Raw genomic sequence first — 24,759 nt, forward strand, 5'->3', positions numbered from 1 at the left:
CATGAATCAAAGTACAAAAAACAATCCACCTGTCCATTTAACTAAGTTTAGCAGGAAATAAAAGTAAGCAGTAAACAGGCACTCAGCGTGTTACAATTGATTTCTAATCATCGGCAACTGCAATGCTTTGGTGATTAACTGACTTCGACTGTAGCAGTTGAGTTTATTTTTAGCTGCATTAAGATGGTCCTCAACAGTTCTCGGGGATAGATTTAATTGTTGACCAATTTGTTTTATTGTCATTCCTTGGACCAAATAATACAAACATTTAATTTGCTTCGTTGTGAGCTGATTGTTGGAGTGTTGAGTCGACGAATGAGATGGATTATCGTGACCTATAATGCTTGGCTCCTGTATCGCCGTAAACAATGAGGTGTCAGAATCAATCAAAAATGAGATCCCCACAATGCCAATGACCTTTCCTTGTCGTGTATACAAGGGTGCCTTTCGACTGATGTAGTGTCGTAAAGGGCCATTATCGAACTGAACAGCTTCAATAAAGGTTTTCACTTGATTCTCTTGGATAATCGTTGCATCATTTTTCATGAGGATGGGAGCTTGTTCCTTCCATAACAAATCAACGTCCATTTTTCCCTTTATATCTTCTGCTTGCATCTTGTTAACGCATAACATGGTATGGTTGCAGTCTAAATAGCGCCCTTTTTTATCTTTCACATAGACGTTCGCCAAAGTAGTATCCAAAATATTGTCCGTACCGGCTGTTAGAGTAGATTCAGTACACATAAAGTGGGCTAGTTCACGCGTTATCATAATATATCGATAATAAAGTCTTCGATTTATTATACAATAATGTTCAACTTATGTACAGAAATTCCTTTTTCCCCAAACAGGTAAATCATTTCGTTAAACTAAACCATCAAGGCAACCGTCTCAAATAATGAATCCTGGAGCTCATAAACAATGAGCTTAGCCTTCTGAATCTGAACAATGAACAATGATGTACAGGGTGTGCCCCATACCCCACATACAAACAAGACAAGTAAATAGAAATAGCATATGCACTAATGACGTATTACTAAAATAAAAGACCTGGAAAAAAATAGAAAAACACATTAAGAGTAATCCAGACAATACACCATATAAAGATCTTAAACTCTCAACTGGCTTTCCGGCAAAAAAAGCGAGTAAAAAGACATATATTGAAATTGCAAATAAGATAGGATCCGATTTCTCTTTGACATCATACAAATATATATGCTCAAAAAGTAAAATAGCTATGCCTAATAACACTGCTAATGAGAGAAATCTCACTAGCGCTTTACTCTGTTTTTTTATAGAAAAAAATTGCATCAATACATTCATTTGGTCAGTGTTTAATTTTTTATTTTTATGTCTTATTATTTTGCTGGTAATTTAAGAATTTTAACACCGTATTGATCACGGTGTTTGCAGATTAATTCACACCAAAACCATAGCCAGCAAATGTAGAGGAGCTCTCCTCTCCCTCAAAATAACTGTTGAAAAAATTGGATGTCATTTCCGCAGGCAAAAGCTCTCCATCGCTTGGGCTTTATCCACCTTGTGAATCGATTCCTGCCTTTCTTAGGAAGGACATGAATTCAGAGCATAATATACCTTTAATTAATATCGATATTGATTATTAAAAATTCCTATACATCAAAAAGTTGACGCTCCTTTAGAAACAAACTCATGCTTGCAAGATAAATGCTCCTGTTGAACTAATAAAAGCTATGTTATATTGCTTTTCATTTAACAGTTGTATCGTGACTCATAAATCCCCTTCCGAACCCTCTTATTTCAAAAGAAGCGTCCGATTTTTATTTGATTATTTTAAAAATTCAAAAAATAAGCGCAGGGCTTATTGGTTACTTTCTGGCAGTGTACTTAGTGTTTTAACCTTATCTGCTCTTGGTTTTATCCTGGGATGGTGGTGCTTCCCCTATATTTTTGCGGCATTTATTGCCAAGGATTTAACTCTTTTCGCAATAGGGATAGGGGCCGGACTTTTGATTGCAGGGGGTATGGCCGGATTTAATTATTTGGCAAACCTACTTAAAAATATGTTGTATGTTGATTGGCGCTCTTGGCTAACAAAAAAGATAATCAATCAGTACTTAAAAAATAAAACGAATTATCTGGAAATTTCCAGAGTTTACAAAAATCTTGATAACCCGGAACAACGCATTCAAGAAGATATCGATAAAATTGTTGACTCATCCCTGGAACTAACCTTGGGATTTATCGATAATTTTTCTAATCTTGCAATTTACATCACACTCTTAGGCATAGCTGGAAGCTCCATATCGTTCATGTTCTTAGGTCCTGGCTACTTAATCTTAACGGCACTATTGATAGGAAGTATTTCCTCACTGATTGGTTACTATATAAGCAATCACTTGAATAAATTGACCAACGAGGAGACTAAAGCACAGTCCAATTTGCGAGGAACGCTACACGAAGTTAAGAATTCCTCTGAAGAAATTGCCATTGAACAGGCAGAGAAATACTACCAAAATCGTCTTGAACATGAAGTGGATTCCTTAAATACAACAACCACAAACCGATTATCTATCGAAAATAGAGTCAAAACATTTAATCTATTTAATGGTATTTTTCAAGCAATTGTTCCATTCATGATTGCAATTCCTTTATACATCACCGACCTGATTAGTTTGGATGTTTTTTATTCTGTTGGCTACTACTTTTCCATGGTGGCTCGCTCACTCAACTGGTTTATTCAATCCTTTGAAGTAATTAATAAATTTAGAACAAGCCTGAATCGTATTGATGAGTTACAAACCATTTTAAATACAGTGCATGAAGGCGAGTCAACACACAAAATTATTCATAAAATAGATAGGGATAATCAAAATCTCGAGGTAAAAAACTTGGAGCTTAAATTGCATGGCCGTCATGAATTACTTATAAAGGGGCTTAATTTAAAATTCACTCCAGGGATACATACTCTCATTCAAGCCCCTTCAGGAACAGGAAAAAGCAGTTTATTTAAAGCCATTGCTGGTACCTGGCTATCGGGGGAAGGTGAAATCTTTATTCCTAAAAGTCGGGAGTCTATTTATTTTTTACCTCAAAAACCGACTCTTCCTGATGATACTCTAAGGAACGTACTCGCTTATCCAGATGCGTATTGTCCTTATTCTGATGAAGAATTAATTAATGTCCTCAAAGCCGTGAACCTGGAAGCACTCACCAATAAATTAAATGAAAAAATCGGCTTTAAATCTTTGGGTGAACAACAACGAATCGCCTTTGCACGTGTCTTATTAAGAAAGCCAGAATGGCTGTTTTTGGATGAAGCGACCGCTTCTTTAGATGAAGACATAGAGGAACAAGTCTATCAACTCATTAAATCACATCTGCCAAAAACAACCATCATTAGTATTGCTCATCGCTCAACAGTAAAGCGTCATCATGATAATATTTTATTTTTTAGCACCAATGAACAAAAAGAGGTGCAGGTAAAAGAAAGTAGGATTTTAGATGGGTACGCAAAGAATGTAGGCGCCCAGTTCGGCAAGTAGCAACTGTCTTGAATTAACAAATCACTTCAAGACAGTCACTGTGCTAGTTTTTCATTAAGTTAGAGCGTGTTATTTAATTTCATTACAGCTGGCTCTTGTTGAGCTCGTTTCGGGGCTCTGAAAAACCCAAAATTTAAAAGATTTGTTTGCACATAGGCTGCAGGTCGACTACCTTCTGCTTTCTGTGCCTCTCCAGACACTAGTGGGTGATCAACGATTAGATTGTCGGGTTTATCAAGATCAGGTTCCTTTCCGGATGAGAGTAAGGAATCCAAGCTCATAAGCTTATCCAAAATAGGAAGCTCTTCATTTTCCGCTCCATACAATCGATTCGAGTCCAGATTATCCTGCTCCCCCTGTTTGAACTCCGCCCAAAATTCTTCACTAGAGAAAGAATCAGGATGCTCCCCACTTTGAGTCACCTCATAAAGCGCCAACTCATCTAAGCACTCTCCTGAACTTGCTTGTCCTTCTGTACTCAAAAGCGCACTGTCTTCATCATCTGAATCTTCAAATACAAGCGGCTCCACAATTTTATCTAAAGCCTCCCCTTTTGAAAAACCGACAATGGAAATACGGTGCCAACTGGAATTGGTTACTCCATTGGTAGGAACTAATTTCGTGTTGCAATGAACATACTTATCGAAGTCCCATAACAATAAATCGCCTTCGTTCAAATCAAAATAGATGCCTTCGAAATAGGATTGACGGTCGCTTGAGGAAAAACCGCATACACCTGGAAAGAATGTGTATGAGCCCTCATAAGTTCGCTGAGTATTATCCTGACTCTTAGATGGATAGATAACAAATAAAGGACTTAATCCATAGAGGGGAAACTTATTGTGGTCGACATGCGCCGTGGTTTGTTTATCATAATTTGCCTCAGCAGCCAAAAGATACTTTGAACCATTGATCGTAAAGCTGGATGCATACCCCATTACCAGGCAACGTCTTGCGTATTCAAGAGGTGCACAATCCGCATAGATTGTTTCAGCCGTAGCAATAAGTGGTGCAAGCCCTTCTTCGATTGCAAATTTTTTCTCTGAAAATTGGGTAGGTCTTATCCGATGCAGTTTTATTCCAAGTATCCCAAATGGAGCTGAACGGATATTTCGACTAGCTCCATTCTTTGGTTTTGCTTCCTCTGCAGATACAGCCCCCATTCTATTTAACTGGCTTGAGGTTACCGATGCTAACTCATGACGCAATCGATCAGAGATCATATCGGGTTTAATTGCACCAATACGGTATATACCAATCAGCTTGCCTTTGGCATCATAAAAGTTAGTATCCTGAACAATTTTTAGCGAGGTAGAAAAAGGTTCATCAAAAACATCACTCATTTTAATTTTTTTATTCAGGTTCTCAAACAGAGTTATTTTGGGAATCATATTCTCATCGGACATATTATCTTGAGGAGCCTCAACAGGCGTTTCAACCTGAGCCATAGGGGCTCGCATGACTATATTCTTAAACGGTTTTTTTCGTTTAATGAGATCGTAACTGACGTTAATCGCTGATTTTAATTTTTTTATTTCTTTTGTGCTTAAATCAAAATTGAGTTTAGCCAGGTGATCAATGAGTATTTGACCCAGTTGATCTCCAGACTTGCGTTGTAGGTAAATGCTATACATCAAATGATGTTGGAATAAATAAATTAGATTCTGAGCAGCTAAAGAAGGATTTATCTTTATATTGGGGATAATTTGATCGGCAACGTATTGACGTCTTTTTGTTTCATCCTGATATAACGCTGATCGTGGCAGACTATTATTACTTTTTTTTACCGTGAACGGGAATGTAATATGATGGGAATAGATAAATTTCGTTCTAAGTGGCTCTGGAAACCCTCCTTTGATTTCATCGCTAAGGACATCACGTTGTCCTATCGAGGATATGTGCTGCATAGAAAGCCGACGATTATACTCTTCATTTTTTCGTAGCATTTCCCACTGCATCTGTTGGTATGCTTGCGGATCACCTTTAGCCTGTTGCTCAATAAATTTATTTAAATCAGGTGAAATTAATTTTCTTGTAATTTTACCTTTTTTTGAGGGAGCTTTGGTTGGAGTACTTGCCTCCTTTTCTTTACCTTTTGCAAGAGGAGATGTCTCTAAAGAAGAATCCGATTTCAATTTCTTTGCTGGAGGAGGAGTCGCTTGTTGAGCAGAAGCGGTTTGCTGCGGAGAAGACACATAGGTTCTTTTTCTAGTCAGAGCAGTAATACTACTTTGGGCTTGATCGAATTTTTGTTCCATAGGAAAAACCTCATTTTATTTTTATTATTAAAAGAAAAGAATGAAATTCTAATCAGGCACAGTATCGCGAATATGATTAAAAATGTCGAACATATTTTGCGCTATCCGCCATAAAATATGCACAGATGGTTAACTATAACCAGTTGTTCACGCCTTCTTACTTACACTATTGTGACTCTGAATACCAAGGAGACTGGGATTGGAGCAAACCAACTACCCTGGGTGTAGTTGGTTTTTTGCTTGTTTGGGTGAATCGGTTTAGACTTTATTTAGATTGGTCTTGCTGCTTCACTTAACCTAAAGAATATTACAAGAGCTCCTACTGTGCTCCAGTTCTTGTAGTCTAATTTCCTCTTTAGCATTCTCAACTAATAAAAGACGAGCTGCCTTATTAATATGCATTTGTGCTTTTGTAAAAAAGTCATGCACGTTTCTTAAGGCCTCTATCGTATGATGATTTTTCAAGTAGGCAATCTTATCCGGTAACTCTTTGCAAATATCTTGTGTTTTTTTACGGTCACTTCGTTTAATGTATCTAAAGTCATTATATTAGTAATCATTTGATTTAAAAAAACTTTAATTCGCTTCCCTGCACAAAAATTATTTGAGCAAGTTATGGATTTTGGTCATAAATTAACAGTACATAAGGAGGCAATCGACAAGTTAACTGGAACTTTAAAAAAGCCTATGGATAATATCGTAGTTCGATTTTATTGTGTTCTGGATCCAAAATATAAAGTGAAATGCCTTGTCCATGTGCCCCCCAACGTGCCACGGGACCTTCCTCAATCGCGATACCATGAGATTTGATTCTTTGATACAGCTTGTCCCAGTCATGTTTATCAAAGGAAAGACAAAAATGATTTAAATGATTAGCACGCTCATCCTGCTCAGAGGTCGTCACTTCTCTGGGGAAAAGATCAATAATCGTATCTGCGTTAATACGGACTGATGGAAATGAAATTTTGCCTGCACGAAACTCCTCTACTCGCTCTGGATGTAATCCCAAAATCTCCTCGTAAAAGACGAGCATTGTGTCAATATTTCTTACATTAAGTACAAAATGATCCATTCCAACTTGAGACATAGTTCCCTCAATATTTAAAAATTATTTCCTTTTATTATAGAGTCTAGTTAATTTTTTATTAATGAGATTATTGAGGCTAAATATTGGCAAGGAATTCATGAGCTCGCCATACTTTAAAAAAGAGAACTACTTCGGTGTGTAGTTTTGTTGCGGTTGTAATGCGGACATCAGATTTTCCTGATAAGCACTAATAAGACTTGATAGACGTTGCTTCTCTTCCTGCGCACTCTTTGGCAATATAGAACCTTCTTTCAATTGGCGCTCTACCAACTCACTTTGCGCATTTAAATTTTGAATGACTTTCTGTAAATCTTGAGCGGGAATATCCGGATATTGTTGTTTAATAAACATCTTAGTCTCTTATTTTGGCACAATGCTCACATGCGTACCTTCTGCCCTTTCCAAGATCAATTGATATTTAACAAAGTGAGTTTCAAAATCCCTCATCCGTCCTAACCAGCACCCTCCCCCCTAAAAGACAAGGAAAACGGGTAGATGTGGCTTATTCCTTCCTCCGAAGTCGATGCATCAGCTGTATGAATTCGATAGATCCGAAGGAGTATAATTTTTAGAAAGTGCTTCTTGCAGTTGCTTTTTGTAATGATGTGTTGGAGTCTCTCCGGTTGATGTTGTGGCACTGATTTTAGGCCGGCAAATTGCGAGTTCTTCATGGAGCATTATTTTTTTATCCTGCATGTTTTTTCGATCGATAATCGCGGTTTTTGAATTAAGTACTCGTTTGGCTTCATCCTCATCTTCCGGCAAAATAACGGGAAATTGACTCACAGCATCCAGATAATTCTTAAGTGCTTTAGGTGGTTGTCCGTGATTCATGAACTCATCAGCGATTAAAGCATATGCCCAAAAATCTCTGAGACTAAAATTGAGTTGATGTTTATTTTCTTGGAGTAGTTCATCCACCTTTGCAAAATCACCGTGGCGTGCGTATGCAAGCATGCGTTCAGGAACTGATAATGCTTGGGATATTTTAAATAAATCGTCAGCATCAATCATGACATCATGCACAACAGGATCTAAACCAAGTTTCAGCGCACAGGCATTAACGGCCCTGATATTTGCCGGTGAAAAATACGCATGGGTAAAATTATAAAAATCATTTTTGACTTCCTTTCCAGCATGAAATGCATCAAACAATTCGTTCGTGTATTTTCCCGTATCATGCTTGATCGCGCTTCCTATTTTAAATTGCCAATCACCCGATTCGTCTTGATAAAATAGAATGTTTTCATAACCCATGGCATCCAGGATGATATTGGTTTTTTGATAAAAATCGCGATAGTGATTGATAAATTCTATCATTATCTCTCTGAGCTTGGGATCACTATCCAAGCGTTGCAAAATGGCACCGATTCGTGGATCCATGATCGTATATTCTTTAAGGTCTATAGGGGATTGAGAACCCTCTTTATGAATCAGTACTTTATTTAATTGATGAAACAATGCCTTATTATGCTCCATTAAGTAAGGGTCGAGCTCAGCAGGTTCTATTTTAAAATCAAACTTTACTTTTGATTTGAAGCATTTTTCGTAGGGAACAATCGATAAAGCTGCGTCTTGAGGCTCTTTACCAGGAAGTTTCACTTGCCGGGTAGTATGTTGCTCCCGAATGCATCGATGTTTCCCATCTTTATCAAAGGTATCGTATAAAACAGCATATTTTTTCTCTAATTCTTCAAGCTCCTCAGGATTGGGTTTTTGTTTCATTAACTTAATCACAAAAGGAGCGTCTGGAAAACGATAAAGCACATGAGTTCCCCCTTCAGCAATACGCGCGGCTTGACTTAAATCAATCGCACCCGATTGCGTTTTGGGTGTGGAATCAATAAATTTGACTACTTCGTTTTCTCGAGTTACAGGTATTTCAATCGATTCTTGCATCTTCATTCTTATTTAATTTTGGGTAAGCTCTATTATATTGATCAAAATATGAGCTTTGGGGGTTGTTCAATAAATTTACACATTATTTGCAGTTGATGTCTTTATTCCCCATCAACCAGAGCAGCGAGGAAGCTCCTTGCGGCAGTATCGGGTTAATGGGAGATCTCTCGCATTGCTAGGAATAACAGAACGCTTTAAAGCTTAATGCTTAATACGTCCGTTGGATTTTCCATATATTGCCCTTCACAAATAACCTTTGCTCCGAGTTTTATGTACATATTATTTAGTTTAGGATTTAAAGTATCCAGGTAAATTAAATCAGCACCGGATTCAATAGCCAAAGCTTTTGCCTGATTTAAAAGTTGTCGCGCAAAACCTAAACCTCTGAATTTCTCTTCGACAAAAATATAATCAAAATAAATGGCTTTTAAACCGGTATCCTGGGAAATTGGGTCATCCCCTACATCATCTTGAAATGGAAATAATCTTTTTTCAAATAAACCAAACATGGCAACAGGTAATCCATTAAACGTTGCAACATAAATCTGCTCCTGTTTTTTATGAATATCTCGTTGATAAAATTTCTTATCACTTTGATGCAAATATCCCCATGCTTTCTTGGCCCATGATGCCGTAAGCTTTATGTGAGCCTCTTTATCTTCCTTGAATTGGGATAGTTGTTTAAATTCAAGCGTGTGTGTTTTCCCTGCTGCGGTAAAAAATATCATTTTAACTCCTTTAAACTTATTAAATTTTTATTTTGTTAGGTGTAGTATGCAATTCGCTCGTCCAGACAAAATGGCGTAGTTTAAGCACCGAAACGCCACGTACAATCCACTCGTCATCTAGAACGTGACAAGGAGTGGCTTATGCGTATTGGCGTGCAAAATTACACTGCAAGATAGTACGATTTGTAAACAGACCCTATTTTTTCAAAGTATTTTCAGGGGGATTTGAGGACCAATGACTCAAATGTTGTTGAGTCCAATCAAAAAGTTTTTGCCCCACAGCCATTCCAACTGCAACTCGTGCTGTTCCCCAACCAATTCTGAATTTTTGTTGAAAAAAACTCAACTGACTTAAAAGCGGTTTCTCTAGTTTTTTTGATTCATTCCATAACTGAGTTAACACTTCATGTGCTGAGGGTGATTTGCGGGTCGGTGAGGTGGCATATTGCATATTTCGAACGTAATTAAATGGGCTAGATGCAATAGTAGCCAACCCGGCAGCACTCGCATTACCAAGAAATTCACGATAAGCTTGCCTTGCGCGAGGTTCTTGATTCTCTGTTTTTGTGGCATTACTTTTCATCAAACTTCGTAGCATTTCGTACGTACTGCCAAAAACCATATCGCGTGTCACTGTCGCCGTGGTTCCTTTTATAAAAGGTTTATAGCCCCCTTGTGCCCACATCTCTTGAATACTGGAGCGAAAAGAGGCGTCCTCTTTTCCCCATGTATGATATTTAATCGCAGAAATACTATTGGTTAACACCCCACCAATACTTCCTGCAGCCATACCGACATAAAACTGGGAGACTGCTTGACTAAATCCTAAATGATGATGAAGGTATGGGAACAGATAAGAATTAAGTTCGCCCTGAGCAATATAGTAAATACCGCCAAGAAATGTGCGTTGTACTAATGCTTGCGAGAATCCTTGATACGGAGATTTAAAGTGCTCAACGGAAAGAAAAGGACGATTGTGTTTCACAGATAAATATAAAGCGCGATCCCATGGATTAAAAACCCCGGAGGTGGATACCCCAACAATTAGTCCACTAGCGACATCAATATTAAACTTTTGTTTATAATTTAGCTTTGGATCACGCTCATCTGTTTGTTCTTTCAAACTTTTACCTACCATAGCGAATGCCCCATAATTGAATGATCCAAAACATTATTGCCCCTTATCATATGAATTGGTTTGAAATTTTAAGAGTACGACTTATTCAAAATAGAAGTGATTCTATGAGAACAACTGCACGAGTGCATTGAAATTTACAAGAATTTTTCCCTGAAGAAAAAAAAGCAACAGGTCATAGCTTCTATTGAGGTGGGTAGTGAATAATATCATGGATGCGGGATAGTTCATTGGTTGGATTCCGGTAGCCATGCGATTGATTGGCATTAAAACGAAGTCCTTCTCCTTTGGAGAGTGTTTTCCAGCATCCGTCTAACAAAATCTCAATAGTTCCATCCACAACAATGACATGTTCAATAACTCCATGTTTATGAGGAGGTGAAAGATGTTCACATCCGGGCAATAACTCAATAACAAACAATTCAAAATGTAGCTGCTCATCAAAAGGAAACAGGGGTAGTACTCGTATTTTTTGGTCATCTGGATGCAAGATTTCGGCATCCCCAGTTCTATAAACTGGATTGGTTGAATGATTGAGGCTATCTTCAATAAACGAGGAAAAGGAGGTTTGCAGCCCACTCGCAATTTTCCATAAGGTAGAAATCGTTGGGCTTGATTCTTCTCGCTCAATTTGCCCAAGCATCGCTTTAGAAACACCGGTTTCAATCGCAGTCTTATCTAAACTCCAACCTCGCTCGTGTCTTAATGATTTTAATGTTTTTGCAATACGTTTTGAAATTTCTTGCATTATGTCCCTTATTAAAAAAGCTTGTGCGTTTTAGCGCACGAGTATATACTGAATTATTATGCGTTATAACGCACGAATTGTGAAGTAGATTGAGGAGGACTCTATGGTTGTACAACCTTTTAAAAACAAACTGGTTGCAGTGCTTAATAAGCGTATTGAGCCAGGAAAAGTAATGAATGCACTTGCTCATATGTGTATTGGTTTAGGGGCTGTGATTGGTGAAAATGAACTGCGTTTAACTGATTATCGAGATGCAGATGGAGGCTCTCACCCGTATATTTCAGAAATACCTTTTATCATTCTATGTGAGAACTCCAATAAAATTAGAACATTACGCCAGAATGCTTTAGAAAAAAATGTTCTTTTTAATGATTTTACCGATACGATGACTGTTGGCACCTATCAGGAGCAAATTGAAAGGACCGCACAGGTTAAAGATAACGATCTGATTTACTACGGCATTGTTTTGTTTGGCGATTGGGACGTGGTGACAGAACTCACTAGAAAGTGTTCTTTGTGGCGATGACGGGTTGGTAATCATGATGAATCAAGATAAAAACTTAAGTAAAAGCGCGCAAATCATACACGATTTTTTATCTCTAAAGGGAATATCGTGTGAGGTTATGGAACTTGACTCGCGCACACGCACTGCAAAAGATGCCGCGGATACTTTAGGATGTGGTGTTGAAGCAGTTAACCAATGGGATAGTGGTTAAGGTTAGAGAATAAATCATGCAAAAAATATTTTGGGATAATCCCTATCAACGCAAATTAATGACTAAAGTGGTATCAGTAAATAAGAATCGACTACTTTTTGCAGAGACTATTGGCTTTTCGTTTTCTGGTGGTCAGGAAAGCGATAAGGTGAGCGTGAATGGTTTGCTCGTCACTCATTCTGAAATAGAAGATGACTTGATTTATTATACATTACCTTCGGGGCATGGGCTTTCTGAAGGGGATGTTGTCCTTATGGAAATTGACTTTGTTCGCCGCTACAAATTAATGCGCCTTCATTTTGCTGCTGAATTAATCTTGGAACTGGTCCAAAGAATGCTTCCCATTGAAAAAATAGGTGCTCATATTGCTGAACATAAGGCGAGAATCGATTTTAACTGTAAGCACAATATCTCGGATATCTTTGACACTCTTCTGCTTGAATACAATCAAATTATTGCAAAAGATATGCCTATACGCACTGGGTTTTCTGATGAGAAAAGTCAAAGACGCTATTGGGAAATCGAAGGATTTGCCAGGGTTTCTTGTGGTGGAACGCATGTAAAATCAACCGCTGAAGTGGGTTATATCAGGCTAAAAAGAGCAAATGTGGGTAAAGGCAAAGAGCGAATCGAAATTTATCTGGTGCAATAAGTCAGCCTATATATAACCTTTATGAAGGTTGGCTTTGACTCTTTAGATTTCTTTGCATGCTTCATTCGTGACACAGACTAAGCAATACCCATCCTAAGTTAGGCATTAATAATACATTAATATTATTCTGTTATAATACAATATGATTACTACAAAAGTGTTTTAAAGTAATTGGCTTGAGCGAAAACAAAGGAGTCGTCAGAAAATGAAGTTCTATAATAACCTAGAATCCTTTATTTTTGCCTATCAGACGGGTTCCTTCGCTAAAGCAGCGAAAAAACTGAATATCACGCAAGCAGCAGTTTCAATTCACATAAAAAACTTAGAACTTTATCTTGGTGAAACCCTCTTTGAACGAAATGCCAAATGCATTTTACCCACTCAAGCGGCTAAAAGGCTTTTTTCTTTAATTTCAGAACCTTTTGATAAAATTAGAGACGTGGCCGAAAATTTCTCAAAATATACCAATTTCATGAGTGGCGAAATCTATATAAGTTGTGTCAATGAGTTCGCCCAAAATTTAATAATGAAATCAATCGGGATATGCCTTGAACATGAAATTAAATTAAGAATTAATTACATACCTAAAGATTCGGAAATTATTAATGAATTACAAAATAATACAATCGATTTTGGAATTACATCGATTAAATACGACAATCCTAATTTTGAATTTGTTAAACTATTTGATGATGAGCTGGTACTTGTTGGCACCGAGCGATGGGAAAAATATATCGATATAACCACAGAATCTACGTTTCATGAAAGTCTTAAACACTTACGGTGGCTTAGTTATGGAAATGAGATACCTTTTATTCAAAGGTATTTTGAGCTTGCGCTAAATATAGCTCCTAATTTCATTGAACCCTCTCTTACATTTACGGATCTCAATGGATTAGTTCAGTCGGTAATCAATGGTTATGGAGTCGCGTGTCTGCCTAAATCTTATTTATTACCTCATTTGGAAAATAAATTAATCGTGCAGCTTTATTTTCCAAAGCCCCCTCCTCGATATGCGTTATATTTGGTTTATAGAGCTAAAAGTTTATTACATAAGCGCATGAAATTTTTTAAGGATCTTGCTGCTAAATCAGCTCTTGATTAACTCAGTTTATTCACTTCGTGATCTTTTTTTTCTACTTTCATCTGGCACTTTGTAAATTTAACTCGCCTTAAGCGATTTTGTTCTAAGCAATACCCAATTATTATGACTTTAATCCTGAACAGTGGGTTAGGACCAAAATACCAAGCTATCCGCTGCTATTTCGCTAATTCAGGATAGAGCAATGAATCCTGATAGTTCGTTTCATTCCATATTTCATCTTCAGATAAGGATGTTTCTATAAACTCAATTACCGCACCGTGTTCCTCAATCATCGCAACTCTAAAATTTTTTAAAGGAAAATAAGGCTCAAGAAGAACATGTTTTCCTTTGATCGCTTCATCAATACTCTCCACTTTATAGGCGATATGCGGTTGCGTTTGAATTAACGGATGTAGCGGGCAATTAGGACCAAATCGATGATATTGAATTCGGCCAGGTAATTCCCCACCGGAGGTATACATATCCATAAAGGAGCTATAACGCTCGCCCGGACGGGGTTCTGTTATCGGAATTCCAACATGATGATATTGATACTTCATAATCAACCACTCAATGCTTAAACTCAGTTATTGTACCGAATTATTGTTCTGATGTTAAGGACCAACACGGGTACACGTTTTTTCGAGAAATAAAATAAGAATAGGAATTATTTTATATCAAAAATTTACTTAAGACCGTTTCTGGATTTTGATTAAAGGATTTACCAGAAATGCTGACCGCCCTGCAATTTTGGTAATAATATGTTAATATTAACCAAAATATGATCATTATTCATAGGGTTCATCTTTTTTATGTTATCTAAACTATTTAACACCCACTATAAAAAAGAGCCTATTTCTATGAGGGGCTCAATTAAAAAAATCACGTCGTCTCCCATTGTAGTCCCGCCTGAGAAGATACTGGAATTATTGCAAGCCCCAGAATGTGCACAAGATAAAATCGGCGGGAAAACTTATAAAATTCTTCGCTTTTTAATAAGAACCAACGGGGAGCTTGTTTTTGCCCACGAGGGATATCCTGGTGGTCCTATCCCAGCCCATTGGCAGATGACTGGAGAAAGCTTGGCCTCAAAAGCATATTGTCTCACAGCAGGCAATGTTTTTTTTGATAAAAAAAATAATTTATTAGCACGCATCAACAATAAAAGTGGTGATTTTAGACCTCCCTTTGACTCACTACAATTGGTTTTCCCTAGGTTAATTCAGGCTCAAATTCCACTGGGTAATACACTGAAGATTCAAAAATTTGACAGCTCAGGCTGTCCAGAAGAAATTTTTCACGTGAGCAAAAAAGAAATACTGACCCATTTTAGTGCTGCTGAGCATATCCCAACCCCAGTTGTACGCAATAAACATCTCGATGAAGATCTAAAAAGATTAGAACAATTCTGCAAAGAAAAATTAGCACTGAATAAAAAGAATCAGTTTGGTATTGAGTACAGTAAGTCTATTAAACGTTTCTATAACAAGGCGGTCGACATTCGTAAATCCAATTTGCCGATTAAAGAGATATCGCAACAGTTGAAAAACCTGGCACATCAGGAATTTCATCATCGGCACAGCACGAGACGCTTTATTGCAGATATCATACTGATCATAAGTTGTTTCGGTGGTATAGGGCTACTCGTAGGGTTTGGTCGCATGCGATGGGGAACTTCATTTTTGTTTTGTGATGCAAAAACAGCCCGCGAAAAGGAGCTTATCCATCATTGGATGAATAACAAGGCTGAATCCAAATCAACAAAAAGCGCAAGTATTTAATAGTTACTCGCTTGGAGAATGGTGTTTTTAGAGCCACCTGAATATTATACCTATCCTCATCCTTGTTTCTCCTCAGAAGAGAAAGAGTAAAATGACCCGCCGCAGAACAACTCAATCAACTTGGGTGCTAAAAATATTTTTTACTCCTTGAATCTTTTTTTCCAAAGAACTCGAAATGGTTTGATGTTCTGAATGTAACGCAATTTGCCGTAAATCAAGTCGAGAAATAATTTTCATCATGGTCGTATTATTGATTTTTCTTGCTTTCCTCAACGTACGCAACTCCTGATGGGCGCCCTCTAAAGCCGCATAGCGTAATTGTCGTTCGAATGTTAGGGCTAATATACTTTCCAATTTTTCATTTTCAGTTCCATGGTTTGATACAATAAATTGATTGAACGAATCCATTAACTTGTTTGCAACCTCAATGCACAAAGCCCTCTCACGTTCATTGGCCTCTTCACATAAGCGCTCCATTTTTATCTTGATTGCTTCAACGGCTGCTTTAGATAAGGCAAGCACCGCTTCATTTTCTTCATCTTGGGTATGTTTATGGAGCAAGTTTTTCAACCCTGGAGTAATCAAAGGCAACAGCAAACTACTAATAATCAAAGAACACAGCACCACACCAATCACAAGAATAATTAAAAGCTTACGCTCAGGAAAGGGTCCTCCATCGACCATATGCGGTAACGATAAAATCGCAGCCAAAGCAATTGCTCCACGGACGCCACCGAGTGAAAAAGTACTGATTATTTTTAAATTAGGAAAACGCCAGGAACTCTTATTACGTCTGGATATTAATCCTTCAAAAGGTAATGTTAAATAAATCCATAGCGTACGCAGAAGAATTAAGGTCACGGTAATGAGAACAACAATCATTGCGTATTCGGACAAACTATATCCAGTTGCTTTGAGGAACTTGATTGAATGGGGCAAATATAAACCCAAAAGGATAAAGATAATTCCATTTAAAGTAATATCAAGAACCTCCCAAACAAAATGACCTTCCAGACGCATTTTGGCCATGGTTCTATCTAAAAATCCAGCCCGATCTACTGTAAAACCTGCGGCAACAGTAGCCAATATCCCTGAAAAACCTAATTTTTCAGCAACAAGATATACGGTAAAAGGCAACAACAGCAATAATAAATTTTCAGTAGTGGTTTCATGAACGTTATGTTTGGTTAACTTGCCCAATAGCGAAATAAAAATATAAGTAAGAATTACCCCAACCCCAATCCCGCCAAGACTAATGAATAAGAGGCTCCAGATTGCTCCCGTCAGCGAAAACACTCCCGTTAACATCGCAGCAACCGCCAATTTAAACGAAACTAAGCCCGAAGCATCATTTAACAATGCCTCGCCTTGTAAGATATGCATGATGCGATCGGGTATGCGCGCTCCAGCGGTCATTGACCTAAGCGATACCGCATCGGTCGGTGATAGTGCTGCCGCTAATGCAAATGCAGCAGGCAAAGGAATGAGCGGAATTAACCAATGGACCAAATAACCAATGCCCGCCACTGTAAAAAATACCAAACCAATCGATAACATAATGATAGGCCGGGTGTAGAGCAGAAACTCACGTTTTGGAAAATGCCAGCTGTCATTGAATAATAAAGGAGGAACAAACAACAACATAAAAAGTTCTGGATTAAATCCCACATCAAAGAAAGCGGGAAATAAATCGGCCAGAAGTGTCCCTATGGCAATTTGTATTAATGGTGTTGGCAGGAAGGAAACAAAGCGTGTAATTACACCAGAAATCACCATTAAAAAAAGAAGAATCAAACAAATGACCACGCCTTCCATTGTTTTTATTACTCCTAAGATTCATTGAGATTGATCAATTAATGCCTATTTCCCTGCTTGACCTTACCTTAAAACCCAAATCAAATTTATGCATCAGCATTAATCCTCATTGAGTACTCACTTCTGTTGATTGTAATTCACTTCCATGGACGCGAATAGAGCTAATTAAGTGCTGAAAAACGTTTTTCATGCTCATTAAGCTTCTTGTAAGAAATTTTAATTATAATAAATATACAAAGAGAGTGTTTTTTTATCTAAATGTATGCCTGATAATTATGGTTTAAGTGAAATTAGCACTATTGAGGATGCCACTGCTGCGTGGCAATCTTTCTTTGGCCGTTTTTTCTCGCCGGAAATTCCACCAGGTGTTGATGTCACTTTTGATCCAAAATTACGTGTGTTTGCTCCTAGAGAAAATAAAAATGCCAAATACAAACATCCTGGGTTCATAGACCCCAAAACAAAACAGTATCCTGTAGATCCACAAAGAACCCTGCATTCTGATGATTTTGATGACTTTTTAAATGGCAATAAAATTACTATTCCGGCACAAATCACTCTTAATGCAAAAGGTTTGGAACAGGTTGCACAAGCACTTGCGCGCGGGGATTTTGAAGATGAAGCCTTAAAAAAAGAAGATCATACTTTTTACGCCTTGTGGCTCTTTAAACAAAACAAAATCACCCGTCAACAAATGTCCACGATACTCGCTCGAGAGCAATTTACAGACCCTCTAAAAACGTTTCCTATCCTCGATGAGGCGGGTGAATTTACCAAAGAGGCACAGGAATTGTGGCTTCCAACGATGAGGAAAAAAGCCTATGGAGAGAATCTCACTGATTGGCACTTAGAGCGATTACGCTTATTGATTAAAGCATTACCCAAATCAGAACAAATTTTTTATCTTTCAGAATATAATCCATATATCATTGCACCAATATTCTACGTGTCTACATTGGGCAACGCTTTGCAGAGACTTGGTGCTTGGTACAGTATTCCCTACAATCAACAGCATTATGATCTACACATGTCTTTTGGTGTGATCGAAGCACTGCAAATTGCACAGCATGGAATAAACCATGCTGCCGCGAGTCGGGCAAAAATAGGAACGATAGGAATTGATGCAGTCAAAGAAGGAGTTGAATCCTACTATAGACCTACAGCGATTAGTATGCGCAATAGCGGAGTGGAGGCAACGACAAAAGGGATTCATGAATATCGTGAGACGCCAATGCCTACAGTCACCGCACACGATTCGTATCATGCCAAACTCCATAGTTCAATCAACCCTGAATTTCATATGATGCTCAATCATATGCATCAGATCATTTTCAAACACACCAAACAAAAATGGTCAAAAACAACGTGGGAGCTGGTGGATCGTGAATTCCATGCCTTTAGAACCCGCAAAGTAATCTTGGACTCCCCAAAAGATGGCGCAAAATTTTTTCAAGAATTACTTCACCGCGATAATAGTGATAAAGCACGTTTATTCAGGAACTACAATCCTCCAAGACTAAGTGATGATGGATTTGCCATCGTTTGGAATATGGTCACTCAAAGCGATGTTTGGAAAAATCTTTATAAAATTGATATCGATAGTTTAGAACATCCTTATCGTAAAGAAATTCAAAAAATAAGGACTTTTATCCAAATGGCGGGCAGTGATCATAAGTATCCTGAGATACTTACACTAAAGTATCGTCTTTTTAGTGCCACCTCTAATGCTGAATTTAAGAAAATTTGTAAATTACTCGATTCGCTTGAGGAACAATTAATCGTTAAGGAAGGTCAAAAAGTTACTGATCAAGAGCAAAAATTAGTATTTGGAAAACATACTCAAAATAACATTAAAAACTTAACTATCCTTAAATTCAAAAATTTTGGCCAAAGTATATCAATTGATGAAAGCTCAGCAAGGCAATTAATTCCTATGCTTGTCAATATGCAGCTTCTTTCTAAATTTGGTGAGAAGAATACAGAAAAAGTTCAAACAGAACTTGACAAAATCTCTGCGGGATTCAAGGAAAAAAAGCAGCACCATTTCTTTTCAAAAGCACAACTGAATGCGTCGCTTGCCACTTTTGCGTCAATGACCGAAAAATTAGATTTCCTTGAAGCATGTTATGAAAAAATCATTGAATCTACAAAACATACTCAACGACACGCAACAATAGGCAAGGCATTGAATTTTTTTAAAAACCCATTATCGACCACTCAACGAAAGCACATTATTTTATTAAAAGAAAAACTCGATGAACTCGTTACTGCGTATAAGCAAGGTTTAAACAACGAGGAAGAGCGCAAAGAACTGCAATGGTATATGAAAAACAGGGGCTCTAATCTGGCTCTTTGTCATACGGAACGATTTTATATGCATCTGGACGCAACCGTTCCTGCATTTAAAAAATAAAAACCCAAATTCTAGGCATCAAAAAAACTTAAAACAGAATCATGTGCTGCCATCGTATCGTCAAAACCGAGTTTTATTAATTCTCGGGCGAATTTTTTTTCAAACAATAGAAAACTGAGTAAATCACCGGAATGACGTTTTGCACCAAGAAAATTCAGCAAGATCCGTAATAGCATGGGTATATTGTTATAATGAGACTGAGCCACTGCTGCTATATCCACACTGGGGCGTAAATGTAAGGTTTGAATAGGCCGCCAGGGAGCATGCTCTTTTTTCTCAGGAGGTAACATATGCGCCATAGAGTTCATGTGGCTCACCATCTCCAGATCACGTTCGAGGTTATCTAAAAATAATCCGTTGACCATGCTGCCTAAAACACGTGTGAAATCAATATCGCTGCCCAGTAATTTTTCTGGCTTTTGTAACGCAGGTAGTTTCCGAGTGCCAATAATTAAAATTTTATCGACTTGGCAACGGATAGCGCCACGTAAGGGAGCTGCTAATCCCACATGGCCATCTCCGTAATGAAATCCATCTATTTTTGCAGGAGGGAAAAACAAGGGTAATGAGGTGGACGCCAGGAAATACTCCATTTGCAGATTCACTCTTTGACTACTGTGAAGCGGATCATTCCAATCCTCAAAATCCTCTGCGTGATGCTGATAAAACGAGATGGTTCTTTGCGTTTCATAACAGCTGCTGATGATCTCCATCATGTCCAAGTGCTTATTCTTAATGGCACGCTCTAAACTCTCAAAATGAATAATGTTCTTAATAAAATCCTGTAATGGCGATGTATCAAGGATATGGCCTAATAGACGTTGCTTCATCAGCATACTACTCATATTGCGCATAGCCGCTTTGCTTAGTGCATAATTACTGGACTTAAAAATATGCTCACAGGTAATATCACGCCATAATTCCTCTAACTTGTTCGCACCAGCAGAAAAATCAAGCACATTGCCACCTAATACCCCTGCATTAATACTGCCAACACTGGCTCCAGTGAGCATGTTGAAGGGAATTTTCTTTGAGCCAAGAATGGTGCTGATCGCCTTGATCACTCCAGCCTGATAAGCTCCGCGGGCTCCACCACCCGCCAAATAAAGCGCTATTTTGGTCATTGCTGATTTTTTTAGGAAGACAAGTAAAAAATATAGCTTTGTTATCCGCTAGTGGCAAGTGCTGCAGGTCCTATTGCGCTGACGCGAATATAGGGCTACTCACCTTAACGTGAATTGCTCATAAAATGTGTTATTTGGTTGACATTTATACCAAAAAAGGATACCATGAAATAGGCTTATTTTTTATACTCATCATGCAAGAACCTTTAGAAATCAAACATCCTTTTCTGAGGCGCGTTAAAGAAAGCGATTATCAACGAGTTTGGGAAATATGGATGCAAGATCATATAATCCAATGGATGTCTTTTACTAAAAAAGATTTAGAATCCTTTAAAGCAACCTTCGACCGTCTCAATAAACAAAGCGATGTCTACGTGATGGTCGATTTAATCGATGACAAAGAAACAATTGTTGGTGTTCGTCGTATAAAATATCTCTCTGGACCTTATGAACATGTTGCGGAATTTTGTTCCATGGGAGTTGATAGCCAGTACCTCAATAAAGGCTATGGCAAAGTTTTTTGGAAAGAATTTGAAGAAATTGTAAAACAAAATCCTAAAGTTAAATGCATTCGTTTCACTCAAAGCGGCGGAAACAACAAAGCGTTCCATCTCTCTGATTCTATAGGTTATAAAACAGAAGCCGTATTTCCAGATTGGTTACAGCGTTCTGGAGAGGATGAAAAAAGTCATTATTACCTTATTGAACGCTTTAGTTATAAGATCATTGATGAAGCATTACTTGAACAATCAAAATCTTTTGCATCAAAAAAATATGAACCCAAACTGCCGCCTCTCTTGGATGAAACATCAAGTCATTTAACCGTGCAACGTGTAAACAACAAAATTCAAGTCTTACACGATAAGACCCTAATCCTTGATTTTGATTATTATCCTGATGAAAGCGTGATTCAACATATTGCCTTTCTCGAAGATCTTAAGATGTATCAAAATGATAAAAAACTTTGTACTGCAGCATTAAGATTGGCTTTAAATGCTCTATTGACAGAGAACCGGGTAAAAAAACTAGAACTGTTCACTCACGACGACAAAGCAATAGGACTATGCGCAGAATTAGGTTTTTGGATTCGTGGTGAACGGCCTGCTTCTTACTGCCAGGAAGATAAGTATTTAAATGAATTAGGTGTTGAGTACAGTTTTTTTGATATCAAAGATGCGCACTCTTTATTTAACAGCTTTAAACACAATGAAGGCATAACGGCAAAATTGAATGAGTTGCAGCAGATCATTAATTCCCTTGAAGACAAAGGAGTTTGTGATTCATTCGGTAAAAATTATTTGGCAAATATAGTCTATCAGATTGTTCGTGATGAGCTTTTAGAACAAAAATTATATGTATCTTTAGAGGACAAACCCTGGGAAAAAGTGTTAACCCAATGTCCTGAAGTATTTGCACAAGCCGCAAAACAATTACAGTCTGCTTTAATTATTTTACGCCAACCCCAAAAGGAAGAGGCTAAACCCAGCCAAATAGGAATATTCAGCGGATTTAAGCCCCCCTCTTCCGAGCAGGCCACTGATACCAAAACATTAAGCACCAATCCAATGGATTACCTGTAAACAGATTATTTCGAACCAGTGAGGAATCTCCTGAATGTGGCATAGACGATTTTTTGGAAAAAGGTGCCACAATGAGGAGAGTCTTCCTCGTAAAACGCCTCAGGATGACGGAATTCCTAACTCCTCAAGATAATGAAGTGATAATTTAGTGAATAAAAAATTTTTTATTTATTAATAAGTTATACAGTCCAATGAATTCAATGTGACTTGGAAGTATTGACAGAATCATCAATAAAGCTGTATATTAATAATACAAATATTTTTTACAGAATTTTTATGTCCCTTTCTACTGTACACCACAAGTTAAATCAAGAAGCAGCTTTGGCACAAGCCTTTGCTTGCTTTTTTTATTTTAGCTTTTTTAGCCCGGAGCTGGGTGGTCGGTAGAATTAACTAACACTCCAACCCCCAGCTTAGTCTGGGGGTTTTGGTACCCGAATTCCCAGACAAGAAAGAGCATGGGAGTTGGATAGAACCCAAAGAGGAGTGTCCATCATGCACCATCAATCGCGAACACATCGTTCCCAGACGTTATCCAAAGTACTTACTGTCTGTAGGAGGGGATGATGAGCTATTCAGTCTTAAAGAAACTACCTCCTGTAGAAGAAATTATTCAAGAAATTCCATTGTCTCCTTTGGCCCACCAACAAATTGCTCGTGACCGGGAAGAGGTAAAAGCCATTTTAGAAGGTCGTGATCATCGTCTTTTAATGATAGTCGGGCCTTGTTCTGCTTGGCCGAAAAAAGCAGTACTGGAATATGCTCGCCGTTTAGTGCAATTAAACAAGAAAGTGAAACACGAATTAAAACTCATTATGCGAGTTTATATTCAAAAACCGCGAACAACTAAGGGATGGACCGGTCCGGTAAACCAACCTGATTTATTTTCTGCCCCAGATATTGCATCTGGCATAAAATACACCCGAGATATGATGGTTAAGGTCATTGAAATGGGATTGCCTATTGCTGATGAAGCGTTGTTTACCCATAATGCTAAAGGATTTCTGGAGCTTCTGTCTTGGGTTGCAATTGGGGCCCGCAGTTCTGAAGATCAGGAACATCGAATTTTTGCCTCCTCCTTAGACTGCGCAGTAGGATTAAAAAACCCCACTCACGGTTCCTTGGCTATCGGCGTAAATAGTATAGTTGCCTCCCAACATGATCATGTTGCGGTATTCGATGGCTACGAAGTACAAACCCATGGAAACCCGCACGCGCATATGGTTTTACGCGGCTCCAATCATGCCCCTAATTATTCCATCGCCCATCTTAAAGAAGTAAAACATCATATGGACATGCATCAGATCATCAACCCGTCCATTATTGTCGATGTCAGCCATGATAATTGCTTAGTAGACGGCAAAAAAAATCACCAATTACAACCTTCTATTGCTTTAAACGTTTTAGAAAGCATTCAAAGCCACCCGGATTTAAAAAAGTTGGTTAAAGGTTTCATGGTGGAAAGTTTTATCAAAGAAGGAAATCAAAAAGTTGATGCGATGAATCCGGACGACCTTGATTTAAGCGGGCTATCGATTACGGATCCATGCCTCAGTTGGGAACAGACCGAAACGTTTTTACTGGAACTCGCTAAGATGCGCTCTTTAGAAAACAAGGAGTTGGCAATGGAGGTGCAGGGATGAATACTTTATTTGGTATTTCAGGAGATGCAGGTTCGTTTTCTGAAGAAGCGGCCTTGGTGTATGCAAAACAAAAAGGGCTAACTCCAACTCTTGTTCACCTACTGGATATGGAAGGTGTTCTGCATGCAATCGAAAATGAACGTATCGATCTGGGTATAGTGCCTGTCGTCAATCTTATAGGTGGACTAGTCAAGCCAGCATTCCAAGCCATGGGAAGACATTTATTTACTCCTATTGATGAACTATGGCATGAAATCAATCAATGTCTCCTAGTACGACCGGGCATTCAATCCCATCAAATTACACACATCGTCTCACATCCTCAAGGATTTGCCCAATGCCGTCAGTTTCTCCAAAAACAATTCAAAAACACAGAACACATAGAGTGGATTGACACAGCAAAAGCAGCCAAGGACTTAGCGGAAGGAATATTGCCGCCTCATTCGGCAATCATTGCCTCAGCACGTTGTGCAGAACTGTATGGTTTAGAAATAAAAGCGGCAAAAATCCAAGACAGCCATCCCAATCGAACTGCTTTTATCTTGGTAAAAAACGCACGACTTCTCAAGTAA

21 protein-coding genes are annotated in these 24,759 nt (G+C 38.1%); 10 read left to right on the plus strand and 11 right to left on the minus strand.

Annotated features, from left to right (window positions below):
* Positions 1–90: 90 nt before the first annotated feature.
* Positions 91–771, minus strand: a complete 681-nt coding sequence (locus tag EL022_RS00355; RefSeq protein ID WP_028380886.1) for a helix-turn-helix transcriptional regulator — start codon at positions 769–771, stop codon at positions 91–93.
* Positions 772–1,745: 974 nt separating this feature from the next.
* On the opposite strand from EL022_RS00355, the gene EL022_RS00360 reads away from it, so the two are divergent.
* Positions 1,746–3,524, plus strand: coding sequence for an ABC transporter ATP-binding protein/permease (locus tag EL022_RS00360; protein WP_028380885.1), 1,779 nt, complete (start codon positions 1,746–1,748; stop codon positions 3,522–3,524).
* Between the two features lie 59 nt (positions 3,525–3,583).
* Here EL022_RS00360 and EL022_RS00365 read toward each other — a convergent pair whose 3' ends face one another.
* The 7 genes from EL022_RS00365 to EL022_RS00395 form a co-directional block, all read right to left on the minus strand.
* Complete coding sequence (locus EL022_RS00365) at positions 3,584–5,782, minus strand: hypothetical protein (RefSeq protein ID WP_028380884.1); 2,199 nt, start codon at positions 5,780–5,782, stop codon at positions 3,584–3,586.
* A gap of 685 nt (positions 5,783–6,467) precedes the next feature.
* Complete coding sequence (locus EL022_RS00370; RefSeq protein WP_028380883.1) at positions 6,468–6,869, minus strand: VOC family protein; 402 nt, start codon at positions 6,867–6,869, stop codon at positions 6,468–6,470.
* Positions 6,870–6,995: 126 nt separating this feature from the next.
* Positions 6,996–7,220, minus strand: coding sequence for a hypothetical protein (locus tag EL022_RS00375; protein WP_028380882.1), 225 nt, complete (start codon positions 7,218–7,220; stop codon positions 6,996–6,998).
* 177 nt (positions 7,221–7,397) lie between these two features.
* On the minus strand, positions 7,398–8,768 hold the full coding sequence (locus EL022_RS00380) for a hypothetical protein (RefSeq protein ID WP_051544439.1): 1,371 nt from the start codon (positions 8,766–8,768) through the stop codon (positions 7,398–7,400).
* Positions 8,769–8,962: 194 nt separating this feature from the next.
* Positions 8,963–9,496 (minus strand): GNAT family N-acetyltransferase, encoded by a 534-nt coding sequence (locus EL022_RS00385; RefSeq protein WP_028380881.1) that lies wholly within the window; start codon positions 9,494–9,496, stop codon positions 8,963–8,965.
* Between the two features lie 196 nt (positions 9,497–9,692).
* Positions 9,693–10,634 carry a hypothetical protein gene (locus EL022_RS00390; RefSeq protein WP_028380880.1) on the minus strand — a complete coding sequence of 314 codons (942 nt, stop codon included), beginning with the start codon at positions 10,632–10,634 and terminating at the stop codon, positions 9,693–9,695.
* Between the two features lie 181 nt (positions 10,635–10,815).
* Positions 10,816–11,379, minus strand: a complete 564-nt coding sequence (locus EL022_RS00395; RefSeq protein WP_028380879.1) for a helix-turn-helix domain-containing protein — start codon at positions 11,377–11,379, stop codon at positions 10,816–10,818.
* A gap of 103 nt (positions 11,380–11,482) precedes the next feature.
* Here EL022_RS00395 and EL022_RS00400 point away from each other — a divergent pair, with 103 nt between their 5' ends.
* From EL022_RS00400 to EL022_RS00415, 4 genes are all read left to right on the plus strand, one after another.
* Entirely contained in the window at positions 11,483–11,905 is a 423-nt protein-coding gene (locus tag EL022_RS00400; RefSeq protein WP_028380878.1) for a DUF2000 domain-containing protein, read from the plus strand.
* Positions 11,906–11,918: 13 nt separating this feature from the next.
* Positions 11,919–12,095, plus strand: coding sequence for a YbaK/EbsC family protein (locus EL022_RS00405; protein WP_241972217.1), 177 nt, complete (start codon positions 11,919–11,921; stop codon positions 12,093–12,095).
* Positions 12,096–12,111: 16 nt separating this feature from the next.
* Entirely contained in the window at positions 12,112–12,747 is a 636-nt protein-coding gene (locus tag EL022_RS00410) for an alanyl-tRNA editing protein (protein ID WP_028380877.1), read from the plus strand.
* 205 nt (positions 12,748–12,952) lie between these two features.
* Positions 12,953–13,852 (plus strand): LysR family transcriptional regulator, encoded by a 900-nt coding sequence (locus EL022_RS00415; RefSeq protein ID WP_028380876.1) that lies wholly within the window; start codon positions 12,953–12,955, stop codon positions 13,850–13,852.
* 155 nt (positions 13,853–14,007) lie between these two features.
* Here the strand turns inward: EL022_RS00415 and EL022_RS00420 are convergent, their stop codons facing one another.
* A complete protein-coding gene (locus EL022_RS00420; protein WP_028380875.1) occupies positions 14,008–14,391 on the minus strand; it encodes a hypothetical protein in 384 nt (127 codons plus the stop codon).
* Between the two features lie 252 nt (positions 14,392–14,643).
* On the opposite strand from EL022_RS00420, the gene EL022_RS00425 reads away from it, so the two are divergent.
* On the plus strand, positions 14,644–15,612 hold the full coding sequence (locus EL022_RS00425) for a hypothetical protein (protein ID WP_126325040.1): 969 nt from the start codon (positions 14,644–14,646) through the stop codon (positions 15,610–15,612).
* A gap of 111 nt (positions 15,613–15,723) precedes the next feature.
* Here EL022_RS00425 and EL022_RS00430 read toward each other — a convergent pair whose 3' ends face one another.
* Positions 15,724–17,427 (minus strand): Na+/H+ antiporter, encoded by a 1,704-nt coding sequence (locus EL022_RS00430; RefSeq protein ID WP_028380874.1) that lies wholly within the window; start codon positions 17,425–17,427, stop codon positions 15,724–15,726.
* Between the two features lie 262 nt (positions 17,428–17,689).
* On the opposite strand from EL022_RS00430, the gene EL022_RS00435 reads away from it, so the two are divergent.
* A complete protein-coding gene (locus EL022_RS00435) occupies positions 17,690–19,840 on the plus strand; it encodes a hypothetical protein (protein WP_028380873.1) in 2,151 nt (716 codons plus the stop codon).
* Between the two features lie 11 nt (positions 19,841–19,851).
* Here EL022_RS00435 and EL022_RS00440 read toward each other — a convergent pair whose 3' ends face one another.
* Positions 19,852–20,964 (minus strand): patatin-like phospholipase family protein, encoded by a 1,113-nt coding sequence (locus EL022_RS00440; protein ID WP_028380872.1) that lies wholly within the window; start codon positions 20,962–20,964, stop codon positions 19,852–19,854.
* 125 nt (positions 20,965–21,089) lie between these two features.
* Here EL022_RS00440 and EL022_RS00445 point away from each other — a divergent pair, with 125 nt between their 5' ends.
* The 3 genes from EL022_RS00445 (at position 21,090) to EL022_RS00455 (ending at position 24,759) form a co-directional block, all read left to right on the plus strand.
* Positions 21,090–22,544, plus strand: a complete 1,455-nt coding sequence (locus EL022_RS00445; RefSeq protein ID WP_028380871.1) for a GNAT family N-acetyltransferase — start codon at positions 21,090–21,092, stop codon at positions 22,542–22,544.
* Positions 22,545–23,110: 566 nt separating this feature from the next.
* Positions 23,111–24,187 (plus strand): 3-deoxy-7-phosphoheptulonate synthase, encoded by a 1,077-nt coding sequence (locus EL022_RS00450; protein ID WP_028380870.1) that lies wholly within the window; start codon positions 23,111–23,113, stop codon positions 24,185–24,187.
* Positions 24,184–24,759, plus strand: coding sequence for a prephenate dehydratase (locus tag EL022_RS00455; RefSeq protein ID WP_028380869.1), 576 nt, complete (start codon positions 24,184–24,186; stop codon positions 24,757–24,759). The genes EL022_RS00450 and EL022_RS00455 overlap by 4 nt, the downstream gene beginning before the upstream one ends.

The sequence above is a fragment of the Legionella cherrii genome, from assembly GCF_900635815.1.
GTDB lineage: Bacteria > Pseudomonadota > Gammaproteobacteria > Legionellales > Legionellaceae > Legionella > Legionella cherrii.

Excerpts from the sequence above, each read along its gene's own strand:
- EL022_RS00355 (WP_028380886.1), bottom strand. The coding sequence starts at position 771 with ATGATAACGCGTGAACTAGCCCACTTTATGTGTACTGAATCTACTCTA.
- EL022_RS00365 (WP_028380884.1), bottom strand. The coding sequence starts at position 5,782 with ATGGAACAAAAATTCGATCAAGCCCAAAGTAGTATTACTGCTCTGACT.
- EL022_RS00370 (WP_028380883.1), bottom strand. The coding sequence starts at position 6,869 with ATGTCTCAAGTTGGAATGGATCATTTTGTACTTAATGTAAGAAATATT.
- EL022_RS00375 (WP_028380882.1), bottom strand. The coding sequence starts at position 7,220 with ATGTTTATTAAACAACAATATCCGGATATTCCCGCTCAAGATTTACAG.
- EL022_RS00380 (WP_051544439.1), bottom strand. The coding sequence starts at position 8,768 with ATGCAAGAATCGATTGAAATACCTGTAACTCGAGAAAACGAAGTAGTC.
- EL022_RS00385 (WP_028380881.1), bottom strand. The coding sequence starts at position 9,496 with ATGATATTTTTTACCGCAGCAGGGAAAACACACACGCTTGAATTTAAA.
- EL022_RS00390 (WP_028380880.1), bottom strand. The coding sequence starts at position 10,634 with ATGGTAGGTAAAAGTTTGAAAGAACAAACAGATGAGCGTGATCCAAAG.
- EL022_RS00395 (WP_028380879.1), bottom strand. The coding sequence starts at position 11,379 with ATGCAAGAAATTTCAAAACGTATTGCAAAAACATTAAAATCATTAAGA.
- EL022_RS00400 (WP_028380878.1), top strand. The coding sequence starts at position 11,483 with ATGGTTGTACAACCTTTTAAAAACAAACTGGTTGCAGTGCTTAATAAG.
- EL022_RS00405 (WP_241972217.1), top strand. The coding sequence starts at position 11,919 with ATGATGAATCAAGATAAAAACTTAAGTAAAAGCGCGCAAATCATACAC.
- EL022_RS00410 (WP_028380877.1), top strand. The coding sequence starts at position 12,112 with ATGCAAAAAATATTTTGGGATAATCCCTATCAACGCAAATTAATGACT.
- EL022_RS00415 (WP_028380876.1), top strand. The coding sequence starts at position 12,953 with ATGAAGTTCTATAATAACCTAGAATCCTTTATTTTTGCCTATCAGACG.
- EL022_RS00420 (WP_028380875.1), bottom strand. The coding sequence starts at position 14,391 with ATGAAGTATCAATATCATCATGTTGGAATTCCGATAACAGAACCCCGT.
- EL022_RS00425 (WP_126325040.1), top strand. The coding sequence starts at position 14,644 with ATGTTATCTAAACTATTTAACACCCACTATAAAAAAGAGCCTATTTCT.
- EL022_RS00430 (WP_028380874.1), bottom strand. The coding sequence starts at position 17,427 with ATGGAAGGCGTGGTCATTTGTTTGATTCTTCTTTTTTTAATGGTGATT.
- EL022_RS00435 (WP_028380873.1), top strand. The coding sequence starts at position 17,690 with ATGCCTGATAATTATGGTTTAAGTGAAATTAGCACTATTGAGGATGCC.
- EL022_RS00440 (WP_028380872.1), bottom strand. The coding sequence starts at position 20,964 with ATGACCAAAATAGCGCTTTATTTGGCGGGTGGTGGAGCCCGCGGAGCT.
- EL022_RS00445 (WP_028380871.1), top strand. The coding sequence starts at position 21,090 with ATGTGTTATTTGGTTGACATTTATACCAAAAAAGGATACCATGAAATA.
- EL022_RS00450 (WP_028380870.1), top strand. The coding sequence starts at position 23,111 with ATGAGCTATTCAGTCTTAAAGAAACTACCTCCTGTAGAAGAAATTATT.
- EL022_RS00455 (WP_028380869.1), top strand. The coding sequence starts at position 24,184 with ATGAATACTTTATTTGGTATTTCAGGAGATGCAGGTTCGTTTTCTGAA.